Origin of the sequence: Pantoea sp. BR_17 (assembly GCF_041955125.1) — a bacterium.
Classification (GTDB): Bacteria; Pseudomonadota; Gammaproteobacteria; order Enterobacterales; family Enterobacteriaceae; genus Pantoea; species Pantoea stewartii.
Window position 1 is genome coordinate 40928 of sequence record NZ_JAVAXT010000016.1, and the last position, 20854, is coordinate 61781.

Annotated in this window: 22 protein-coding genes; 11 read left to right on the top strand and 11 right to left on the bottom strand. The window is 50.7% G+C overall.

What is annotated here, in order from left to right; translation table 11 throughout:
• Positions 1-204 precede the first annotated feature (204 nt).
• The 3 genes from fieF to cpxP all read right to left on the bottom strand — a co-directional run bounded on the left by fieF (position 205) and on the right by cpxP (position 2457).
• Complete coding sequence (fieF, locus tag RAC60_RS20330; RefSeq protein WP_006121287.1) at positions 205-1107, bottom strand: CDF family cation-efflux transporter FieF; 903 nt, start codon at positions 1105-1107, stop codon at positions 205-207.
• Between the two features lie 231 nt (positions 1108-1338).
• Positions 1339-1503, bottom strand: a complete 165-nt coding sequence (locus tag RAC60_RS20335) for a KGG domain-containing protein (protein WP_028723167.1) — start codon at positions 1501-1503, stop codon at positions 1339-1341.
• 444 nt (positions 1504-1947) lie between these two features.
• Positions 1948-2457: a cell-envelope stress modulator CpxP gene (cpxP, locus tag RAC60_RS20340; protein WP_033738090.1), complete on the bottom strand. Its 510-nt coding sequence runs from the start codon at positions 2455-2457 to the stop codon at positions 1948-1950.
• A 148-nt stretch (positions 2458-2605) separates the two neighbouring features.
• Between cpxP and cpxR the strand changes: the two genes are divergently transcribed.
• Genes cpxR through trmL form a run of 3 tightly spaced genes read left to right on the top strand, consistent with a single transcriptional unit; the run spans position 2606 to position 5189 of the window.
• Positions 2606-3304 (top strand): envelope stress response regulator transcription factor CpxR, encoded by a 699-nt coding sequence (cpxR, locus tag RAC60_RS20345; RefSeq protein WP_006121283.1) that lies wholly within the window; start codon positions 2606-2608, stop codon positions 3302-3304.
• A complete protein-coding gene (cpxA, locus tag RAC60_RS20350; protein ID WP_058701579.1) occupies positions 3301-4680 on the top strand; it encodes an envelope stress sensor histidine kinase CpxA in 1380 nt (459 codons plus the stop codon). The genes cpxR and cpxA overlap by 4 nt, the downstream gene beginning before the upstream one ends.
• A gap of 35 nt (positions 4681-4715) precedes the next feature.
• On the top strand, positions 4716-5189 hold the full coding sequence (trmL, locus tag RAC60_RS20355; RefSeq protein ID WP_006121281.1) for a tRNA (uridine(34)/cytosine(34)/5-carboxymethylaminomethyluridine(34)-2'-O)-methyltransferase TrmL: 474 nt from the start codon (positions 4716-4718) through the stop codon (positions 5187-5189).
• On the opposite strand, the gene cysE is transcribed toward trmL, so the two are convergent.
• The 5 genes from cysE to RAC60_RS20380 form a co-directional block, all read right to left on the bottom strand.
• A complete protein-coding gene (gene cysE / locus RAC60_RS20360) occupies positions 5186-6007 on the bottom strand; it encodes a serine O-acetyltransferase (RefSeq protein ID WP_006121280.1) in 822 nt (273 codons plus the stop codon). The two genes, trmL and cysE, sit on opposite strands and share 4 nt — an antisense overlap.
• A 67-nt stretch (positions 6008-6074) precedes the next feature.
• Entirely contained in the window at positions 6075-7091 is a 1017-nt protein-coding gene (gene gpsA, locus RAC60_RS20365; RefSeq protein WP_006121279.1) for an NAD(P)H-dependent glycerol-3-phosphate dehydrogenase, read from the bottom strand.
• Positions 7091-7555 carry a protein-export chaperone SecB gene (gene secB / locus RAC60_RS20370; RefSeq protein WP_006121277.1) on the bottom strand — a complete coding sequence of 155 codons (465 nt, stop codon included), beginning with the start codon at positions 7553-7555 and terminating at the stop codon, positions 7091-7093. Before secB ends, gpsA begins: the two co-directional genes overlap by 1 nt.
• A gap of 38 nt (positions 7556-7593) precedes the next feature.
• Positions 7594-7848 (bottom strand): glutaredoxin 3, encoded by a 255-nt coding sequence (grxC, locus tag RAC60_RS20375; protein WP_033738087.1) that lies wholly within the window; start codon positions 7846-7848, stop codon positions 7594-7596.
• A gap of 16 nt (positions 7849-7864) precedes the next feature.
• The gene (locus tag RAC60_RS20380; RefSeq protein WP_006121275.1) at positions 7865-8296 is read right to left on the bottom strand and encodes a rhodanese-like domain-containing protein; all 432 of its coding nucleotides are present in this window, start codon (positions 8294-8296) and stop codon (positions 7865-7867) included.
• Between the two features lie 252 nt (positions 8297-8548).
• Here RAC60_RS20380 and envC point away from each other — a divergent pair, with 252 nt between their 5' ends.
• Positions 8549-9850 (top strand): murein hydrolase activator EnvC, encoded by a 1302-nt coding sequence (gene envC, locus RAC60_RS20385; RefSeq protein ID WP_033738084.1) that lies wholly within the window; start codon positions 8549-8551, stop codon positions 9848-9850.
• A complete protein-coding gene (locus RAC60_RS20390; protein WP_033738082.1) occupies positions 9851-10762 on the top strand; it encodes a divergent polysaccharide deacetylase family protein in 912 nt (303 codons plus the stop codon).
• 63 nt (positions 10763-10825) lie between these two features.
• Here RAC60_RS20390 and tdh read toward each other — a convergent pair whose 3' ends face one another.
• Together tdh and RAC60_RS20400 are read right to left on the bottom strand one after the other, a co-directional pair.
• Positions 10826-11854: an L-threonine 3-dehydrogenase gene (tdh, locus tag RAC60_RS20395; RefSeq protein WP_033738079.1), complete on the bottom strand. Its 1029-nt coding sequence runs from the start codon at positions 11852-11854 to the stop codon at positions 10826-10828.
• Positions 11855-11863: 9 nt separating this feature from the next.
• On the bottom strand, positions 11864-13060 hold the full coding sequence (locus tag RAC60_RS20400) for a glycine C-acetyltransferase (protein ID WP_039342497.1): 1197 nt from the start codon (positions 13058-13060) through the stop codon (positions 11864-11866).
• Between the two features lie 227 nt (positions 13061-13287).
• Between RAC60_RS20400 and rfaD the strand changes: the two genes are divergently transcribed.
• Genes rfaD through RAC60_RS20430 form a run of 6 tightly spaced genes read left to right on the top strand, consistent with a single transcriptional unit; the run spans position 13288 to position 19635 of the window.
• The gene (gene rfaD, locus RAC60_RS20405) at positions 13288-14220 is read left to right on the top strand and encodes an ADP-glyceromanno-heptose 6-epimerase (protein WP_033738074.1); all 933 of its coding nucleotides are present in this window, start codon (positions 13288-13290) and stop codon (positions 14218-14220) included.
• A 16-nt stretch (positions 14221-14236) separates the two neighbouring features.
• Positions 14237-15295: an ADP-heptose--LPS heptosyltransferase RfaF gene (gene rfaF / locus RAC60_RS20410; protein WP_324029429.1), complete on the top strand. Its 1059-nt coding sequence runs from the start codon at positions 14237-14239 to the stop codon at positions 15293-15295.
• Entirely contained in the window at positions 15283-16251 is a 969-nt protein-coding gene (gene rfaC, locus RAC60_RS20415; RefSeq protein WP_054632875.1) for a lipopolysaccharide heptosyltransferase RfaC, read from the top strand. Before rfaF ends, rfaC begins: the two co-directional genes overlap by 13 nt.
• A complete protein-coding gene (locus tag RAC60_RS20420; protein WP_054632874.1) occupies positions 16248-17417 on the top strand; it encodes a glycosyltransferase in 1170 nt (389 codons plus the stop codon). Before rfaC ends, RAC60_RS20420 begins: the two co-directional genes overlap by 4 nt.
• A complete protein-coding gene (locus RAC60_RS20425; protein ID WP_375094225.1) occupies positions 17414-18670 on the top strand; it encodes an O-antigen ligase family protein in 1257 nt (418 codons plus the stop codon). Before RAC60_RS20420 ends, RAC60_RS20425 begins: the two co-directional genes overlap by 4 nt.
• Positions 18667-19635 (top strand): glycosyltransferase, encoded by a 969-nt coding sequence (locus RAC60_RS20430; RefSeq protein ID WP_110268851.1) that lies wholly within the window; start codon positions 18667-18669, stop codon positions 19633-19635. Before RAC60_RS20425 ends, RAC60_RS20430 begins: the two co-directional genes overlap by 4 nt.
• A gap of 22 nt (positions 19636-19657) precedes the next feature.
• On the opposite strand, the gene RAC60_RS20435 is transcribed toward RAC60_RS20430, so the two are convergent.
• On the bottom strand, positions 19658-20629 hold the full coding sequence (locus tag RAC60_RS20435; protein ID WP_054632871.1) for a polysaccharide deacetylase family protein: 972 nt from the start codon (positions 20627-20629) through the stop codon (positions 19658-19660).
• Between the last annotated feature and the right edge of the window lie 225 nt (positions 20630-20854).

The following is a 20854-nucleotide window of genomic DNA, read 5'->3' on the forward strand; positions in this document are numbered from 1 at the left end:
ACAACCTCTGGATTGTTCAAAACTAAGGGTTAATCCGGCCTGTGCAACGCTGATGAACACTGATGTGGTAAGCGCGACATATGATGGCAGATAGTATATCAAAGGCCTGATGCTGAATTGATTCAGGTCAGACAACTTTTCACTAATTTTTTTAGCAATGTTAGCTGCATGTCATTTTCATCTTTCTAACGTCTTTCCTGTACGTCAGAAATTGAATGCATCCTGTTTCTCTGACGGTACCACAGAACAGGGATCCTGATGAATAATGACGTCCGACCCGGGAAAGGCTTCGCGTAATGCTTTTTCAACCTGATCGGCGATTCGGTGTGCCTGCACTAACGGTAATTGATCTTCCAGCTCTACGTGAAGCTGAATAAATTTCGTCGGGCCAGACTGACGCGTCCGCACATCATGAACGCCTTGCACACCGGGCCAGTTTGATGAAATCGCAATAATATGTTGTCGTTCTTCATCGGGTAAGGCTCTGTCCAACAGGGACTGAACGGCTTCATAGCCCATCCGAAGTGCGCTGACGAGAATATACACGCCAATGCCCAGCGCAAACAGCGCATCGGCACGAGCGAATCCGTAGCTGGTTAACACCAGCGCGACCAAAATTGCCCCGTTCATGAAAACATCGGATTGATAATGCAGCATATCGGCCCGAATCGCCTGACTGCGTGTTTTTCGTACGACCCAGCGCTGGAAAGCCACCAGCAGTAATGTCGAAATGAGAGCCAGCACCGTCACGATAATGCCCATACCGGGCGATCGCAGTTCATTCGGGGAAGCGAGATGCTGAATACCCGTCAGAAAGAGGAAAAGTGCCGAACCTGAAATGAACATGCTTTGCGCCAGGGCGGCCAGCGATTCCGCTTTACCGTGGCCAAAGGTGTGATCGGCGTCAGCGGGCTGAAGGGAATAGCGCACCACCAGCAGGTTTGTCAGGGAAGCGGCAATGTCCACCAGCGAATCAACCATGGCAGCCAGCAGGCTAACCGATCCGGTATACCACCAGGCAAAAATCTTGATAATTAACAAGGTTGTCGCCAGCAGCGTCGCCGCAATCGCCGCAGATTTAACCCACTTTCCATACGAAGCCTGCATGCCACACTCCATGAACATCATGACTGAAGAGGTAAAATAACAGCAGAGAAGGGCTAAGTTTAACACTGACGCAGGCGATGCGCCCGACTGATACCGTTCGGACAGCGTGATGAGGGATAAGACGGGAAGAGATAATACGACTTCGCCCCATCGGGTAACGATGGGGCGAAGGATTGCTTACCTAAGTAAGCGCCAAATCAACGTGCAGATTTGGTTCAGTGCTCAGCAAAATTATTTTTTGCCGCCTTTCTTGCCCGCTTCGGAGGCTTTTTCGGGGTTATTTTTGAAATTACCGCCGCCGCCGTTGCCGCTGCTCTTTCCGCCTTTTTTACCGGCTTCAGAGGCTTTTTGCGGGTTGTCTGCGAAATTACCTGAACCACCACGATGCTCTGCCATAATTTACTCCATTAATAGATTAATTCGGACTACATGATGTGGTTGCTGCTCTCCGTTAATTTCAGAAGTGCATCGGCTTCCTTGCTGAGACAATATAAGTGTAGGCGAGGCCGGATAAGGTGCAAGCGGAGCGGGATATTTACAGCCCCTTGAAAAGAAAGGAAAATGCACAAATAAATTAATGAATCTTTATATTTATCAATCGATTGGAAATAACTCATGACCTGTAAAACAGATCGGCAAGACAGTAATAACAGACAGGAAAGCGTGCGTAAGAAAAATAAAAAAACGTTGCCATTCAATCGTCCAGATCATTTTTTCGCGCACTGTAAAACTACAGTAAATAATGGCGAAAAACAGATAAAAAAAACCCCCTCATCATGAGGGGGAAGACAGGGATGTGTCTATGGCAAGGAAAACAGGGATACTATTTACTACTGGTTACTACTGGTTACTACTGGTACGACTTACGGGTTGCAGCGTCGAAGCTGGCTGCAAACTTGAGAGCTTACGCATGGCATTCAGGCGCTGCTCATAATTCTTCTGTAACGCGGCCTGCTGCTCGGGCGTTAACAGGTGGTACATCTGATTACGCACTCTCGCCATCTCAACTTGCTGTTCAACCTGAACTTTGGCGATGGCCTCTGCCTTGTCACGTATGGCCGCTTCGTTAAATTTATCTGCCGTCACCAAATCGTGCATAGCTGCGATATCATCAATATTCGTTGCCGGACGGTCATGTCGGGCTTGCTGCATAAGGTCACGCATTTGTTGTCGTTGATGTTCCGTCAACTCAATGCCGTCGAACATGTGACTTTGCGAATTTTGCGTCATACTGCCTGTCGTAAATCCGCCGTGATGCACCTCGTCAAGCGCCATCGACTCTGCTGCTCCTGCGCTGGCGTGACTGAGAACCATCGCTGAGGCAAGAACGACGGCGGTTAATTTGCGCATCGTTTACTCCAGTTCGTTCTGTTTTGCGATTCAACGATAGCCAGTGTACGGCGATAGCTGCAAACATCCGTCAGGGGGTGTAAAAGTACGTAAAGCGATGGATTGGTATCATAGGAACACGCTATTTTGCCTGCGGAGGGCTACAAAAATGAATAAAATCCTGTTGGTAGATGATGACCGCGAATTGACTTCGCTTTTAAAAGAACTGTTAGAAATGGAAGGGTTTGAAGTGGTGGTTGCCAGCGATGGTGAGCAAGCACTGAATCTGCTCGATAACTCAATTGATTTGCTTTTACTGGATGTCATGATGCCCAAGAAAAACGGTATCGACACCCTGAAAGAATTACGCCAGCAGTATCAAACACCTGTGATTATGCTTACCGCCCGCGGAAGCGAGCTTGATCGTGTGCTGGGCCTTGAGCTGGGCGCCGATGACTATCTGCCTAAGCCCTTTAACGATCGGGAGCTGGTTGCGCGCATACGCGCTATCCTGCGCCGTTCGAACTGGAGCGAACAACAGCAGCAGCACGATAACAGCTCACCTACGCTGGAAGTGGACTGCCTGCGCCTGAACCCGGGCCGTCAGGAAGCCAGTTTCGATAACGAAACGCTGGATCTCACCGGCACAGAATTCACCCTGTTGTACCTTTTGGCTCAGCATTTAGGTCAGGTTGTCTCGCGCGAGCATCTTAGCCAGGAGGTGCTGGGTAAACGCCTGACGCCTTTTGACCGTGCCATCGATATGCACATCTCGAACCTGCGCCGTAAACTCCCTGAACGTCGCGATGGGCATCCGTGGTTCAAGACCTTACGTGGCCGCGGTTATTTGATGGTTTCGGCATCATGATAGGCAGTTTGACTACCCGCATCTTTGCTATTTTCTGGCTGACGCTGGCACTGGTATTGATGCTGGTGCTCATGGTACCCAAGCTTGATTCACGCCAGATGACGGCGCTGCTGGAAAGCGAGCAGCGCCAGGGCACGATGATCGAGCAGCACGTTGAAGCCGAGCTGTCACGCGATCCGCCTAATGATTTGATGTGGTGGCGGCGCTTATTTCGCGCTATTGAGAAGTGGGCTCCACCCGGCCAACGTTTGCTCCTGGTCACCAGTGAAGGCCGGGTCATCGGCGCACAGCATAATGAAATGCAGGTCATTCGTAACTTCATCGGTCAGTCAGATAACGCCGATCACCCACAGAAGAAGAAATATGGCCGGGTAGAGATGGTAGGTCCTTTCGCCGTCCGGGATGGAGAGGATAACTATCAGCTGTATCTGATCCGCCCCGCCAGCAGCTCTCAGCTGGATTTTATTAATCTGTTGTTTGATCGCCCTTTGCTGCTGCTCATTGTTACCATGCTGATTAGCTCACCGCTTCTGTTGTGGCTGGCGTGGAGCCTGGCGCGTCCTGCACGGAAACTTAAATATGCCGCGGACGAAGTCGCCAGCGGTAATCTGCGCCAGCATCCTGAACTGGAATCAGGCCCACAGGAATTTCTGGCGGCAGGTTCCAGCTTTAACCAGATGGTCAGTGCGCTGGAACGGATGATGAACGGTCAGCAGCGCTTACTGTCTGATATCAGCCACGAATTACGCACGCCGCTAACGCGATTACAGCTGGCGACCGCCCTGCTGCGCCGCCGTCATGGTGAAGGCAAAGAGCTGGAACGTATAGAGACGGAAGCACAACGCCTCGATGGCATGATTAATGACCTACTGGTGCTGTCGAGGACCCAGCATAAGAACGCGCTGGTCAGCGAGGCCATGAAGGCAAATCAGCTGTGGAACGGCGTGCTGGAAGACGCCCGATTTGAAGCGGAACAAATGGGTAAGACACTGGAGATCCCTTATCCTCCGGGGCCATGGCCTTTGTATGGTAACCCCCATGCGCTTGAAAGTGCGCTGGAGAATATCGTGCGGAATGCGTTGCGCTACTCTCATACCCATATCAGCGTCAGTTTTTCCGTTGATATTGCAGGCATTACCGTTCACGTTGACGACGATGGTCCCGGCGTGAGCCCGGAAGATCGTGAGCAGATATTCCGACCGTTTTACCGCACTGACGAGGCGCGCGACCGAGAGTCCGGCGGCACCGGCCTGGGGCTGGCCATTGTGGAAACGGCCATTCAGCAGCATCGTGGCTGGGTAAAAGCAGATGACAGCCCACTGGGTGGTCTGCGTCTGACAATCTGGCTGCCACTTTACTCCTCTGGCAGACAATAATTTGCTATGCTTCGGCCCTCGTTACCGGGGGCCTTATGCTTAACATCGTACTCTTTGAACCAGAAATTCCACCCAATACAGGTAATATTATTCGCCTGTGCGCCAATACCGGCTTCCAGCTTCACCTTATCGAACCGCTGGGTTTTGCCTGGGACGACAAGCGCCTTCGTCGCGCGGGACTGGATTACCACGAGTTCACCGCCATTAAGTTCCATGCTGATTTTCAGGCGTTCATGACGACCGAGCAACCTGCGCGGCTGTTTGCGTTGACAACGAAGGGGACGCCCGCGCACAGTGCCGTCGCCTGGCAGCAGGGAGATTATCTGCTGTTTGGTCCAGAGAGTCGGGGCTTGCCCGCAGAGGTGCTACAGACGCTGCCTGCAGAGCAAAAAATACGGATTCCCATGCGGGCGGAAAGCCGCAGTATGAATTTATCAAATGCGGTATCCGTGGTGGTATACGAAGCCTGGCGCCAACTCGACTACGCTGGCGCGTTGATTAAGTCCTAAATTCCGTCACCAAACTGAAAACCTGCGCCATTGCCGCTGAAATGCTGGTCCATATCCATGGACGGCTTTTCACTGCCGGGCTTGCCAACGATGCGCGCAGGCACGCCAGCGGCGGTGGTGTGAGGCGGAATGGGTTGCAGCACAACAGAGCCAGCACCAATCTTGGCACCGCGACCAACTTCAATATTGCCCAGAATTTTTGCACCTGCGCCAATCATGACGCCTTCGCGAATTTTCGGATGACGGTCGCCGCTGGTTTTACCGGTCCCGCCGAGCGTCACCGACTGCAGGATGGACACATCGTTTTCCACGACGGCCGTTTCACCGATCACAATACCTGTAGCGTGATCCAGCATGATCCCGTGTCCAATTTTTGCGGCCGGATGAATGTCCACAGCAAAGGAAACGGACACTTCATTTTGCAGGTAAACGGCTAAAGCGCGTCGGCCTTCATTCCAAAGCCAGTGCCCGATACGATGGGCCTGGAGCGCATGAAAACCTTTCAGATACAGCAGCGGCGTCGAATATTTATCAACCGCAGGATCGCGCTGGCGTACGGCCTGAATATCGCAGGCAGCGGAAGCAATCATTGAGGGATCTTTTCGGTAGGCCTCTTCGACAACTTCACGAATCGCAATAGCAGGCATGATTGGATTCGCCAGCTTATTGGCCAGCATATAGCTCAGGGCGCTGCCCAGATTCTCATGCTTAAGCAATGTCGCATGATAAAAGCTGGCCAGCATTGGCTCGCAGTCTGCCAGCGCGCGTGCTTCTGCCTTAATGTTGTTCCAGACCAGTTCTAACTCATCAGACGACATGCTGTTTTCTCCCGATAAAAAAAGCGCCTTGACCGGCGCTACAGGTGATGACGCTTGGCTTCCTGCTTTAGTTTGTGCTGTTTTCGTCCTTCCGTGAACGCCCCAGCAGGCTTAATGCTGCATCTCGTGCCGGTTTTCCGCAATAGAGCACCTGATAAATCTGTTCGGTGATAGGCATTTCAACCCCTGTGCGTGCAGCCAGCGCTTTGACTTCTTTGGTATTTCTGTAGCCTTCTACAACTTGTCCGATAATGCGTTGTGCGCTATCGACATCTTCACCCTGCCCGAGCATCATGCCAAAACGGCGATTGCGCGATTGGTTATCAGTACAGGTCAGCACCAGATCACCCAAACCGGCCATGCCCATAAATGTTGTGGCATCTGCGCCTAATGCCGCACCCAGACGACTCATCTCGGCCAGCCCGCGCGTAATTAACGCCGTGCGTGCATTCGCACCAAAGCCGATGCCATCAGACATGCCAGCACCGATAGCAATGACGTTTTTCACCGCGCCGCCCAGTTGAACCCCAATAAAATCGGGATTGTTATAGACGCGAAAGCTTTTGCCGCAGTGCAGTCGCTGTTGTAAATCGTCTGCGAACTGCGCGTCAGTAGCCGCCAGCGCAATCGCTGTTGGTAAACCCGCTGCCAGTTCTTTTGCAAAAGTGGGGCCGGAGATGACGGCCAGTGGAATCGTTTCGCCCAAAATGTCGCGGGCAACATCCTGCAGCAGACGACCCGTTTCCTTCTCCAGTCCTTTCGTTGCCCAGACGATGCGTGAGTCATCACGTAAACCGGGCTTTATCTGCGTCAGCACATCGCCGAAAACATGACTCGGTACAACAACCAACAAATCGCGGCTGGCGGCTATAACGGTATTCAGGTCAGGTTCAACAGTCAGATTATCGGGAAACGTTACATCTGGCAGGAAAGCACGGTTGCAGCGGTCGGACTGAAGTTGTGCCATATGGGCAGGATTGTGCCCCCACAGCAGCACCGGGTGGCCATTGCGGGCCAGCGTAATCGCCAAAGCGGTGCCGTATGAACCGGCACCGATGACGCTAATCGAAGCGTGAGTGGTCATCAGGCATCCTGATGTTGCGCTTCTTCGCCTTGCTGCTGCTGCAGATAATTCATAAACAGCGCATCAAAGTTCACTGGCGCAAGGTTAAGCTGCGGGAAGGTACCACGTGAAACCAGGCTGGTGATGCATTCGCGGGCATAAGGGAACAGGATATTTGGGCAGTAAGCGCCAAGGCAATGCGCCATCTGGGTACCTTCAATGCCACCGATGGTGAAAATACCTGCCTGCTGAACTTCACACAGGAAAGCGGTATCTTCGCCAACGGTTGCCGTAACGGTCACACGCAGCACCACTTCATACACTTCATCAGCCAGCTGCGAAGAGGCAGTATCCAGATCCAGCTTAACGTCTGGCTCCCACTCTTTCTGAAACACCTGCGGCGCATTGGGCGCTTCAAAAGAAATATCCTTCGTGTAAACGCGCTGAATCTGGAATTGCATTTCGTTAGTGTTATGTTCTGACATGTGACTAAGTCCTGTAAGTTAAAATGTCTGGCGTAAAACTACGCCTGAAGTAACGGATCTAAACCCTGACGATCGTTAAGTGCCATCAAATCGTCGCAGCCACCAATATGCTGGCCATCAATAAAGATCTGAGGCACTGTCGTGCGGCCGCTGCGCTTAATCATCTCTTCACGTTTTGCCATGTCCCCATCAATGGGGATCTCCTGGAACGCCGCGCCTTTCTCATTCAGCAGCGCTTTTGCGCGATGACAATACGGACAGGTTGGTTTGGTATAAATCTCAACGTTTGCCATAGGGACCTCAGGATGGTTATTTACCGCGAACTAACGGCAGATTTTCGCCGCTCCAACCGCTAATACCGTCTTTGAGCACGCTCACCTGATTGAAACCTGCCGCGCTCAGATGTGCAGCAGGATCGGCCGCGCTCTGCCCGGTAGCGCATACCACAATTATGGGCTGTGTTTTATGCTTTTCCAGCTCGCCAAAACTGCCTTTCTTGATATCAGCTGCAGCGACGTTGACCGCGCCCGAAATATGCCCCTTGCGGTAATCGTCGCGCGAACGCACGTCTACCACCACCGCATCCTCTTTGTTAATAAGTCGGGTTGCTTCGCCTCGACTGATCGTTTTTACTTTAGAGAACATCCCTTTAACGGTGGTCACAATCACCAGTATAAGTAAAACGACCCATGCCAGACTCAGGATGGGGTGATTGCTTGCAAACTGCATAATTTCTTGCATGAGGGGTAACGACTCCAGACCGGGCTAATAAGCTAAAACAAGGCTTCTGAGTATACCTGCGCCACTTCGCATGTACAGACGCTAAGCGGGCAGAGTGATAATTTGTGCGTCATTTTCCAAAAAAATTCACCGAATGGCAAAAATGTCGTGACGCTTATGCCTTGTACTGTTGAAAATGGTCACGTTTAGGGAAGCAAAAGCCGGTCGGCAATGCTGGTAAGCAACTGTTCATCGTGGAATAATCATCGACCTATGAAGGGAAAGACACCTGCTCTGCCAACATGGACCCGTCACAACGGCGTTACCGTGCCGCTGTTTACACGCTTGTCCGTTCTGTCTTTTAGCCTGCTTTATGCGGGCCTGTTGTCATTGCCCTTACCCGGGCTGGCCGCTGATGATAACAAAGCGCAACTGAAATCCATTCAGCAGGAAATTGCTGAAAAAGAAAAAAGCGTTAAGGCGCAAAAAGCCCAGCGCAGCCAGTTGCTTAATCAGCTGCAAAGTCAGGAAAAAATCATTGCGCAGGCCAGCCGGCAGTTGCGTGAAACGCGCAATAGTCTGTCCGCCTTAAACAATGACATCGCGCAGGTCACCGCCTCCGTTGCCCACCTTGAGAAACAACAGGCTCAGCAGGAAAAACTGCTGGCAGAGCAACTGGATGCCGCTTTTCGTCAGGGCCAGCACAAGGGCCTGCAACTGCTGTTAGGTGGTGAAGAAAGTCAGCGCAGCGAGCGCATCCTGGCCTACTTTGGTTACCTGAACACGGCACGTCAGGAAAATATCACCGCCCTGCAAACTACCCGCAAGGAACTGGCTCAACAGCGCGCATCGCTGGAACAAAAACAGCAGCAGCAAAAATCGTTGTTAACTCAGCAGCAAGCACAGCAAGACAAACTTCAGCAAGCCAGTGCCGCCCGCAAAAAAACGCTAACCTCTCTGGAAAGTGCGCTGCAGAAAGATCAGGCTGATTTGGTCGAGATGCGGCAGAACGAAAGCCGCCTGCAAGACAAAATTGCCCGTGCCGAGCGAGAAGCGCGTGAACGCGCCGCACGGGAAGCGCGTGAGGCTGAAAAAGTCCGCCAGCGTCAGGTGCAGGCAAAAGCGAAAGGCTCCAGCTATCAGCCAACCCAGAGTGAACGCGAACTGATGGCGCGCACAGGCGGGCTTGGGCGGCCAAATGGTCAGGACATCTGGCCAGTAAGAGGACGGATTGAGCATCGCTTCGGTGAGGAGCTTCAGGGCGAATTACGCTGGAAAGGGCTGGTCATTAACGCGCCTGAGGGCACAGAAGTTAAAGCCATTGCCGATGGTCGCGTGTTGATGGCTGACTGGTTACAGGGTTATGGCCTCGTCGTCGTGATTGAACATGGCAAAGGGGATATGAGCCTCTATGGTTACAACCAAAGCGCACTGGTCAGCGTCGGCGCTCAGGTAAAAGCAGGTCAGCCTATTGCCCTGGTCGGCACCAGCGGTGGCCGTGGTACACCTTCGCTCTACTTTGAAATCCGGCGTCAGGGTAAAGCGGTTAATCCACTTCCGTGGTTAGGAAAATAAGTGTTACGTCAGCGAAAGACCCTGGTTGCGCTGCTGAGTGGATTGCTGCTCAGTTTCGCAGCCCAGGCCGGTAAGCTCGCCATTGTTATTGATGATGTCGGCTACCGGCCTACAGAAGAGAATAAAGTGTTGCAGATGCCGCAGGCGATATCGGTTGCCGTCCTCCCCGATGCGCCCTATGCACGTCAAATGGCAATCAAAGCGCATCAGGGCGGACACGAAGTCCTGATTCATCTGCCCATGGCCCCTCTCAGTAAGCAACCCCTTGAAAAAAACACGTTAACGCCCGAGATGAGCAGCGCCGAGATTGATCGCATCATCCGCAGTGCAGTAAATAACGTGCCTTATGCGGTGGGGCTGAATAACCATATGGGCAGCAAAATGACGTCCAGTCTGCCGGGTATGCAAAAAGTCATGCAGGCCCTTAACCAGTACAATCTGTACTTCCTTGACAGCATGACGATTGGCAACAGCCAGTCTGTACCCGCCGCCCAGGGCACGCATGTCAGAGTGCTAAAGCGCAGGGTCTTTCTGGACGACAGCCAGGACATCAACGCCATCCGTCAGCAATTTAGTCGGGCAGTGAAACTGGCCGAGCGGGATGGCTATGCGATTGCGATTGGTCACCCGCACCCGAACACTGTGCGCGTGTTGCAACAAATGCTGCCCACTTTGCCTGCGGATATTACGCTGGTGACACCGGGTCAGTTATTAAATGAGCCGCTGCGTAACGGCAGTGCTTCGCCGGCAAAAACCCTGCCGCGCAATAAACCAGTGCAAGGCTTCCAGCCGCCAGGCGAATGTAAAGTGAAGCAACCACTGTCACCTGTGCCTGCTACACGCGCACTGGGCGTGATTGGTGAGAGCATCGCTGAGAGCCCGCTGTATCGCCGTATTAATGCACTTTTCTGACACACTCAGCATCGGCCTTAAACCCGATGCTGAGCGTCAACGTTAAAAAAACAAAGGGCAACATTACGTCCAGCTCAAAATCACCTTTCCTGATTGCCCCGACCGCATATCATCAAAACCTCGCTGAAAGTCATCTATATCGTAGCGATGTGTAATGATCGGGGTGAGATCCAGACCTGACTGTATCAGTGCGGCCATCTTGTACCAGGTTTCAAACATCTCCCGCCCGTAAATGCCCTTAATAAACAGCCCTTTAAAAATCACCTGATTCCAGTCGATGGCCATTTCACCGGGCGGAATGCCCAGTAAGGCGATACGACCGCCGTGATTCATGACGTCAAGCAGGGTCCGAAAAGCAGGCGGTGCGCCCGACATTTCTAAGCCCACGTCAAAGCCCTCTCGCATGTCGAGCGTATGCATGACCTCACGCAAGTCATGTTTCGCCACGTTGACCGCACAGGTCACGCCCATTTTACGGGCCAGTTCAAGGCGATAATCATTAATGTCTGTGATGACGACATTTCGTGCACCCACATGACGACATACCGCCGCCGCCATGATTCCAATCGGCCCTGCCCCAGAGATCAGAACGTCTTCTCCCACCAGATCGAAGGACAAAGCGGTATGAACTGCGTTGCCAAACGGGTCAAAAATCGACGCCAGTTCGTCTGAAATATTGTCAGGAATTTTGAAGGCATTAAAGGCAGGGATCACCAGATATTCAGCAAAGCATCCCTGCCGGTTGACACCTACACCTTGCGTATTGCGGCATAAATGTGTCCGCCCTGCCCGGCAGTTACGGCAGTGCCCGCAGGTAATGTGACCTTCACCCGAAACGCGATCGCCAATCTGAAACCCTTTCACTTCCTGCCCCACAGCCACCACTTCGCCTACATATTCATGGCCAACAATCATGGGCACGGGGATCGTTTTACGGGACCAGTCGTCCCAGTTGTAAATATGTACATCGGTGCCGCAGATCGCGGTTTTGCGGATTTTGATCAGCAAATCGTTGTGGCCAGGCTCCGGCATGGGCGCATCGTTAACCATCCAGATACCCTGCTCTTTTTTCAGTTTCGCAAGTGCTTTCATGGTCTGTCCTCAGGCGATCACGCCAAGTTGCTTACCAATCCGCGTGAAAGCGGCCACAGCGGTATCGAGCTGCTGCTGGCTGTGCGCGGCTGAAATTTGTGTGCGAATACGTGCCTGACCTTTTGGCACTACCGGATAGAAAAATCCGGTCACATAAATCCCCTCCTGCTGAAGCAGATGTGCAAACGCCTGCGCTACGCTGGCTTCGCCCAGCATGACCGGAATGATGGCGTGATCGGCCCCCGCCAGCGTAAAGCCCGCTGCCGTCATTTTTTCGCGGAACAGGCGTGCGTTTTCCCAGAGGCGCTGACGCAGTCCGTCGCCTTCGCTTAACAGATCCAGAACGCGCAATGAGGCAGCCACGATTGCGGGTGCCAGTGAATTAGAGAACAGATAAGGTCTTGAACGCTGACGTAGCCATTCTATAACCTCGGTTTTGGCTGCCGTATAGCCACCGGAAGCACCCCCCAGCGCCTTACCCAGGGTGCCGGTGATGATGTCTACCCGCCCCATGACATCACAATACTCATGCGTTCCCCGCCCTGCCTTTCCCACAAAACCCACCGCATGGGAATCATCGACCATGACCAGGGCAGAGTATTCGTCTGCCAAATCGCAAATGCCTTTCAGATTGGCAATTACGCCATCCATAGAGAAGACGCCATCGGTTGCAATCATGATGGTCTTTGCGCCGTTATCTTTGGCTTCCTGCAGGCGGGCACGTAACTCGTTCATGTCATTATTGGCGTAACGGTAGCGTTGTGCTTTACACAGACGCACACCATCAATAATCGACGCGTGATTAAGTGCGTCAGAAATGATGGCATCCTCAGCCCCCAGCAGTGTTTCAAATAATCCGCCATTCGCATCGAAGCAGGAGGAGTAAAGTATGGCGTCTTCCATACCCAGAAAATCAGCCAGTTTTCTTTCCAGTTGTTTGTGCTTATCCTGCGTGCCACAGATAAAGCGCACCGATGCCATCCCAAAACCGTGCGAATCCATTCCCTCTTTCGCGGCCTGAATCAAAGCAGGATGGTTAGCCAGCCCAAGGTAATTATTTGCACAGAAATTAATGACAGCGTGATGATGCCCAACGTCGATTTCAGCCTGCTGCGCGGAAGTGATAATACGTTCTTTTTTGAACAGCCCTTCTTGCTGGGCGATAGCCAGTTGCTGACGAATATGCTGATAAAAATGCGCTGACATTATTACACTCCTGAAAAGGTAGGAAGGGGCAAATACGACTGAACATATCGCCTTTTAACGCCTAATCGACCAAAATAATGTGAATTATGTAGCACAGTTCACGTCACAGGCATTTTGGGTCCTGACCTTACGGAGTCATCTGGCTGTCTGTGGCGGGATGAAATGTTATGATGGTGACATTACGCGTGAGACGTCCCGTTTCACCACAAAACGTTAAAGGTAGCAATATGATTATCGTAACCGGTGGCGCAGGTATGATCGGCAGCAATATCGTTAAGACGCTGAACGATCGTGGCCATACAGATATTCTGGTCGTAGATAATCTGAAAGATGGCACCAAGTTCGTGAATCTTGCCGATCTGGACATCACAGATTACATGGATAAAGAAGAGTTCTTAACCTACATCATGTCGGGTGAAGATCTGGGTCCGATTGAAGCGGTGTTCCATGAAGGTGCCTGCTCAGCCACAACGGAGTGGGATGGTAAGTACATGATGGATAATAACTATCAGTACTCAAAAGACCTGCTGCACTTTTGCCTTGAGCGTGAAATCCCCTTTCTGTATGCCTCTTCGGCAGCCACCTATGGTGGACGCAATGAGAATTTTATCGAAGAGCGTCAGTACGAGCAGCCGCTAAACGTTTACGGCTACTCAAAAATGCTGTTTGACCACTATGTACGCCAGATTCTGCCAGAAGCAACGTCACCAGTCTGTGGTTTCCGTTACTTCAACGTTTACGGACCGCGCGAAGGCCACAAAGGCAGTATGGCGAGCGTTGCCTTCCATCTGAATACGCAGATCAGTAATGACGAAAATCCAAAACTGTTCGAGGGCAGCGACAGCTTTAAACGCGATTTTATTCATGTTGATGATGTTGTGTCAGTCAATCTGTGGTGCTGGGAGAACGGCATTTCCGGGATTTATAACTGCGGCACAGGCCGCGCCGAATCGTTCCAGGAAGTTGCGGACGCCGTGCTTAATTTCCATCAGAAAGGTGAAATTGAATACATTCCTTTCCCGGAAAAACTGAAAGGCCGTTATCAGGCTTATACCCAGGCTGATCTGACGAAACTGCGTGAGGCAGGCTACGACAAGCCTTTTAAAACCGTGGCACAGGGCGTGTCTGAATATATGGCCTGGTTAAACCGCAACGTCTAAGGAACGGATACCGGTAATGAAAATTCTGGTGATCGGCCCGTCGTGGGTCGGCGATATGATGATGTCGCAAAGTCTCTATCGTACGCTCAAGGCCGAACATCCTGATGCGGTGATTGATGTGATGGCACCTGAATGGTGCCGTCCTTTACTTTCCCGAATGCCTGAAGTGAATCAGGCGCTGGCCATGCCACTCGGCCATGGAGCGCTGGCGATAGGCGAGCGCCGCCGTTTGGGTAAATCACTGCGCGATCAGGGTTATGATCGCGCTTACGTGTTGCCCAACTCATTCAAATCGGCATTGGTGCCCTTTTTTGCGGGTATTCCTCGCCGCGTCGGCTGGCGCGGAGAAATGCGCTATGGTCTGTTGAATGATGTGCGGGTACTGGATAAGGCCGCGTTTCCTTTAATGGTAGAGCGTTATGTTGCGCTGGCCTATGACACGCCTTTCCGTTCAGCCCGTCAACTGCCACAACCCTTGCTGAAACCGCAGTTACAGGTCAGCGAAGCGGAAAAAAGCGTAATGGCTGCGCAGTTTCAACTTTCCTCTGAGCGCCCGGCTATTGGCTTTTGCCCCGGCGCCGAATTTGGTCCGGCAAAACGCTGGCCGCATTTTCACTACGCCGCACTGGCAGAACAGTTAATTCGCGAAGGGTTTCAGATCCTGCTGTTCGGTTCAGTAAAAGATGGCCCTACTGGCGAAGAAATCATCGCGTCGCTGCCCGAGAAAAGTCGTGAGCATTGCCGCAATCTGGCAGGTCAAACCCAGCTGGAACAGGCTGTCACTCTGCTGGCCCAGTGCCGGGCGATAGTGAGCAATGACTCTGGTCTTATGCACATTGCCGCCGCGTTGAACCGCCCACTGGTGGCTTTATATGGTCCCAGTAGCCCGGACTTCACCCCGCCGCTGTCGGATCAGGCGCGTATCATCCGTTTAATCAGCGGTTACCATCGCGTCCGTAAAGGGGATGCTGAGCAGGGCTACCATCAAAGCCTGATTGACATCCAGCCTTCACAAGTCCATGAAAGATTACGCAGTTTGTTGCGTGAAGCCCAGGAGAGTTCATGCACGTCCTGATTGTTAAAACCTCGTCAATGGGGGATGTGCTCCATACGTTACCTGCCCTGACTGATGCTATGCATGCCCTTCCCGGTATTCGTTTTGATTGGGTGGTAGAAGAAAATTTTGCCCAGATTCCTGCATGGCATCCCGCCGTTGATAAGGTTCTGCCCGTTGCAATCCGTCGCTGGCGTAAGCACTGGTTCGGCAGCGAGCAGCGTGAAGAACGTGTTCGATTTAAACGCGATTTACAGTCTCGCCACTATGATGTGGTGATTGATGCTCAGGGGCTGATTAAGAGTGCCGCACTCGTGACGCGTCTGGCTAAAGGTGTCAAGCACGGTCTGGACAGCCGCAGTGCGCGTGAACCCTTTGCCAGTTGGTGGTACGACAAAAAGCACGAGGTCAGTAAGCAGCAACACGCAGTAGAGAGGACCCGGGAACTGTTCGCGAAAAGCCTGGGTTATGAGAAGCCGCAAACGCAGGGAGACTATGCTATTGCTGGCCATTTCCGCAATGTGGCATTACAGGGTGAAAACGCTTATCTGGTCTTCCTGCATGCCACGACCCGTGATAACAAGCACTGGCCGGAATCCCACTGGCGCGAGTTAATTGAACGGCTCCAGCCGACAGGTTTGCGCGTAAAACTGCCCTGGGGCGCTGAGCATGAGCATCAGCGTGCGATCCGGCTGGCTGAGGGTTTTGAGCATGTAGAGGTATTGCCCAGGCTCACTCTTGAAGCGGTTGCTCAGCAGCTGGCAGGTGCGAAAGCTGTTGTCTCAGTAGACACAGGTTTGAGCCATATGGCAGCAGCACTGGACAGACCCAATATTACGTTATACGGTCCGACCGATCCCGGCTTGATTGGTGGTTACGGACAAAATCAGCATGTTTTGCGTCCTGCAGAGGGCAGCAAATTGGCAGATATTAGCGCTAAGGACGTGGCAGATATGGTTTTTGAGATTACCGCATGAAGAAACTTCATATCATTAATCTCGGCAAAATGGGTGGCGTTGAGCGTCTTTTCCTACAGTACATCAACGATTTTTCTGACGGGCGTGACGATGTTATTTGCATCAGTAACGAGATCGATGATGACATTCGCCGTCACATCCCTCAACAAAAAATCATCTTCGCCAATCGATGGTTAAATAACCTGAAAATAAAAGTCCCACAATTTCTTCGGAAATATTTGCTACAAAAGCGCGTAGAGTCGAGCGATGCCGATGTAATCGTCGTCTGGGATTTGATTCCGGGATTAAGCGCAAAACCTGAGCGGGCAAGTCTGGTTTATTACGATCATGGCTGCTCATGGCGATATCCCAAAAATAAAAAAACGCTGGGCTTTATGGCCATGCTGGATGGTGTCATTTCTGCTTCTTATGCCTCTAATCGCGTGATGCAGCTTCGTTTTAATCTGCCCTGTCCCCATCACGTAGTGATTAACCGCATCATGGTGCCTCAGGGAATCCATTCTGGCATCCGGACGCTAAATAACCCGATCCGTCTCGGCACTGCTGCTCGTCAGGTTAGCCTGAAGGGTATTAGCGTCGCGCTGTTAGCTTTAAAGGAATTACGCCAGCGCGGCCGGAATGTCGTACTGGAAATTGCGGGAAAAGGGCCCGATCATGATGCTTTTGTTGCACTCGCTAAACGTTTAGATATCAGCGAATTCGTTACTTTCAGCGGTTTTCAGCATGACATTGGTGCATTTTTCAATCGTATTGATATTTATCTCAGCACACCTGTCACTGAACCCTTTGGTCTTTCCTGTATGGAAGCACTCTATTTCGGCGTCCCCGTGATATTCCCGATGATCGATGGACAACCTGAAGTGGTCAGGCATCAACAATGTGGCCTGGGGTTGATTCCTTCAGTAACGATTGATGAACATGAAAAATTAACAGGAATTCATGTGGATTTCCCTTATAAGATTTACGATCCTGTGCGGGATGTAATGCAAGACGCCAAACTGGTTTCTCATATTGATTGCGCCGATGCCGTTGACGTTTTATCTCAGCATGAAACCTATCAGCAATACAGTGACACAGCAAAAAACTGGACAGCAGAACATTTTGATTATGCGCTGTTTAAGACAGAATTTAACGATGCTTTAATGGACGTTATAAGAAAAAAATGAAAACTGACCATTTAATTATTAAAAAAGAGGCCTTATCTCGCACTATAAAAATACTTATTTTTATAGGGTGTATCTTTTCCTTTATTACTTCGCCGTTCGGTGGTTCTCTTGGCAGAAATGCGTTTTATCTGACGAGTTATCTCTCTTTTTTATTGGTCGTTTTCAATCTAAAAACTTATCTCGTTAACAAACACAACCTAATATTACCTGGGGCATTTTTTGCTGTTGGGATTATCAGCATAATCTGGACAGTAATGTATAAACAGCCCGGTGATTTTATTAGTCTTTATCGACAGTACCAGTCGACAGGGCGACTACAGATTGCTGCCGCATTTATTTTACTTGTGACGCTCAATGAAAAAGCAGCCCTGCAAAAAAATACAATCATTGCTGCCATTCTTTGTGGGCTGGTTGTGAACGGCTATGCGATTTACCAGGGCATTGACATGCATATCCATCGTGTAGAGCTGAATTTCGACAGGGCGACGGTTGCCGCCTATATTATTACGGCGGTTAACCTGGTTTTCATTAAAGCGGTCTTACTCTTAAAATCAAGACACAGAGTCCTGCTTTTCCTTGCTGCCTTTACCTTTAGCTATGCTTCGATAGTGCTGACCGGAACGCGGGCCGCGATGCTTGCTTATCCAGTCCTGACCTTGATCATTGTGCTGATGAGTACTCACATCATCAGCCGCCGACATAAAATCATTCTGTTCACGCTGGTCCCTGTGATGATTGCGCTAAGTGCAGCCATCTTCCATAACGTTATTGCTTTGCGCATTCAACAATTTAATGAAGATATTGCGCATAAGCATGAGCAAAAAGGTGAAAACTCGATTATTTCGCGCTTAAGTATGCAAACCGTGGCATTTCGGACAGGCTCAGAAGCCATTTGGGGAGAGTCCGCTGAGCAAAGAGCGGAGGAAGCAAAAGCCATTGTGGCAAAAGAACCCGCACTTTATGGCGCGCTTACTTATCTCACGGTTCACATGCATAACGAAGTAATGGAAACCTTTTCGATTAAAGGCATTCTGGGCGTGCTGGCGCTGATTGGCCTGTATTTCTGTTTATTATATAATGCTCTGCTGCCTTATCGTAATCCAGCGTTGTTGGCCGTGACCATTTCGCTCATAACCTATGGTCTGAGCGACGTCATCTTTTTCAGTACTGAAGGCACATTGATCTATTGCCTGGCTGTCATCATGAGTATCTTACTCATAAAAACATCCGATGGATTACAGGAAACGGAATGAGTCAACACCGGGACTGGCTATTAAGCATCATCATCCCTCTATATAATAGTCAACAATATATTCATTCTTGCCTGGCGTCGCTGTTCATTCAGGCAGGTGAGGATATCCAGGTCATCATTATCGATGATGGTTCGACAGATGACTCTGCGCTGCGTGTTAAAGAATTGCTGAGCACAAATCCACCCTGTTCAGTTGAATTTATCCAGCAAACTAATCAGGGCGTTTCTGCGGCCCGCAATGCAGGCCTTCAGGAAGCCAAAGGAAAATTCATTACCTTTCTGGATGCTGATGATTTGCTCAGCAGGAACTATCTCTCAATTATCCGGCCGCTATTGTTAGCCGATGTGGATGACCTGATTGATTTTAATTATGCCCGATTTGAGCACAGTATTCCGGAAGCCACAGATGACGAACTGCCCCAACGCATCGCGTACGATTTTTCAGGTCAGGGGTTGAATTGCCTGAATTCACTCTTTACCCGATCCATGTGGCACCTGTGGAATCGCATTTACAGACGCACTTTGCTGGAAGGTGAGCGCTTTGAAGTAGGGAGACGTTACGAGGACGTGATGTTCACTCCCTTTCAATACCTGAAAACACAAAAAATCGCTCATCTTGAGAACACTCTCTATTACTACCGTGATAACAACCACAGTATTACGCGGAATGTACGCAAGAGTGATATTCAGGATATGCTGTTCGCGATGAACAAAATGTGCACGATGGCGCAGTCAAATAATGAACTGCGCGATCTTGCGGCGGGCATGATTGTTAATTGCTTTAATGAAGTCAAAAGCATGTCGAAAAAAGTTTATGGCTTTTATCATTATGACAATCAGACTAAACACGCAATCAAGTCTGCGGCACGTATTTGCAAGGGCAGTTGCAAAACAAAAAAATACATGCAAATGCGCTACCCGGAAGTCGACACGTTTTTTTCATGGCTTCGCTACAAAAGCCAATAGCGGGCCTTTAACGTTCCCCCGGTCATGACACCGGGGAATGTTTTTTCTTTAGGGCGTATTCAGTCAGCGTCATGCCCTGAGTGCGTACCTGAAGCCAGCTAAACAGCTGTTCCAAATCATCATACAGACGGTCTATATCAGCGTGGTTTTTGAAGGTCGGGCTCCCGTCTGGCATAAATTCAGACGAATGCAGCATGAACTCAACATAATCATTGCCCTGCGCCAGGGTTTGTTCAACCACCTGTTTCATTTGTGCCAGATTTCCACCCACGGGCCTCAACCAGTTTACCCTTGCTCCTCTTGATTTACCCCGAACATTATCCCAGGCTTTTTTTAGCGTATTTTTCAATGCGCCATGCCGGTACTGAATGCTCATCGGTAATTCTAATAAGGTCGAGTCGCCAGGTTTCGAAATGTCGTTGATATCGACATAATAAGCCTGGTCAGGGAAACCACTGTAATCGGTACCGCCCGTTCCCTGAGGTGCCCCCAACGAATTGCGCCAGTCAACACGTGGTGTGACGGAGCAGTCCACCAGATAACCATGCTCAATTAGTGCGCGTGCGTATATTTCATTAAAGGCCCAGCGACCGGCCCGATGACTGCGCATTTTTGTCTCAAAAGCGGTCTCAAGCAAATCCGTCATACGGGCGACTTTATCCCGCAGGATGTTTTCAGGATATTCAATCAGGTAAGGTTTATAACGCCAGTCATCTTCAGTCAGCGCATAATCAGGAGGGCTATACCAGGCGTGCAGATGCATACCGATTTCACCCTGCCCCCGTGAAAGAAGGTCACGCCCGAATTCAACATAAGCCGGATCGCTAACCATTTCATAGTTGGTAAGCCAGGTAGGTTTGAACGCGTATTTTTCGCACAGAGACTGAAAACGTGGCAAAAACCGAACATTGTGCGTAGTGACATTGCCACTGCGATTGCGCCAGATATTATCGCCTTCAGTATCCAGGGTGATTAAAAACGCGGGTTTGTCCATAACTTATCCAACAAGCGGTAGAGATCATCCTGCTATGTTACGCAGGGCAACCGACGCAAGCAAAACTATAATTGTCCACAGCGCGATCTTTATCCGTGGTCATCCGCTAAGTGATATCCTAGAATAATGCGTTTAATCAGGATGTCTTCATCGTAAAAATACGGTAGAAGTATGGCGATGTTTTCTTGATATTCAGTGAGATACCTCAGAACGGTCCGTTCCGTT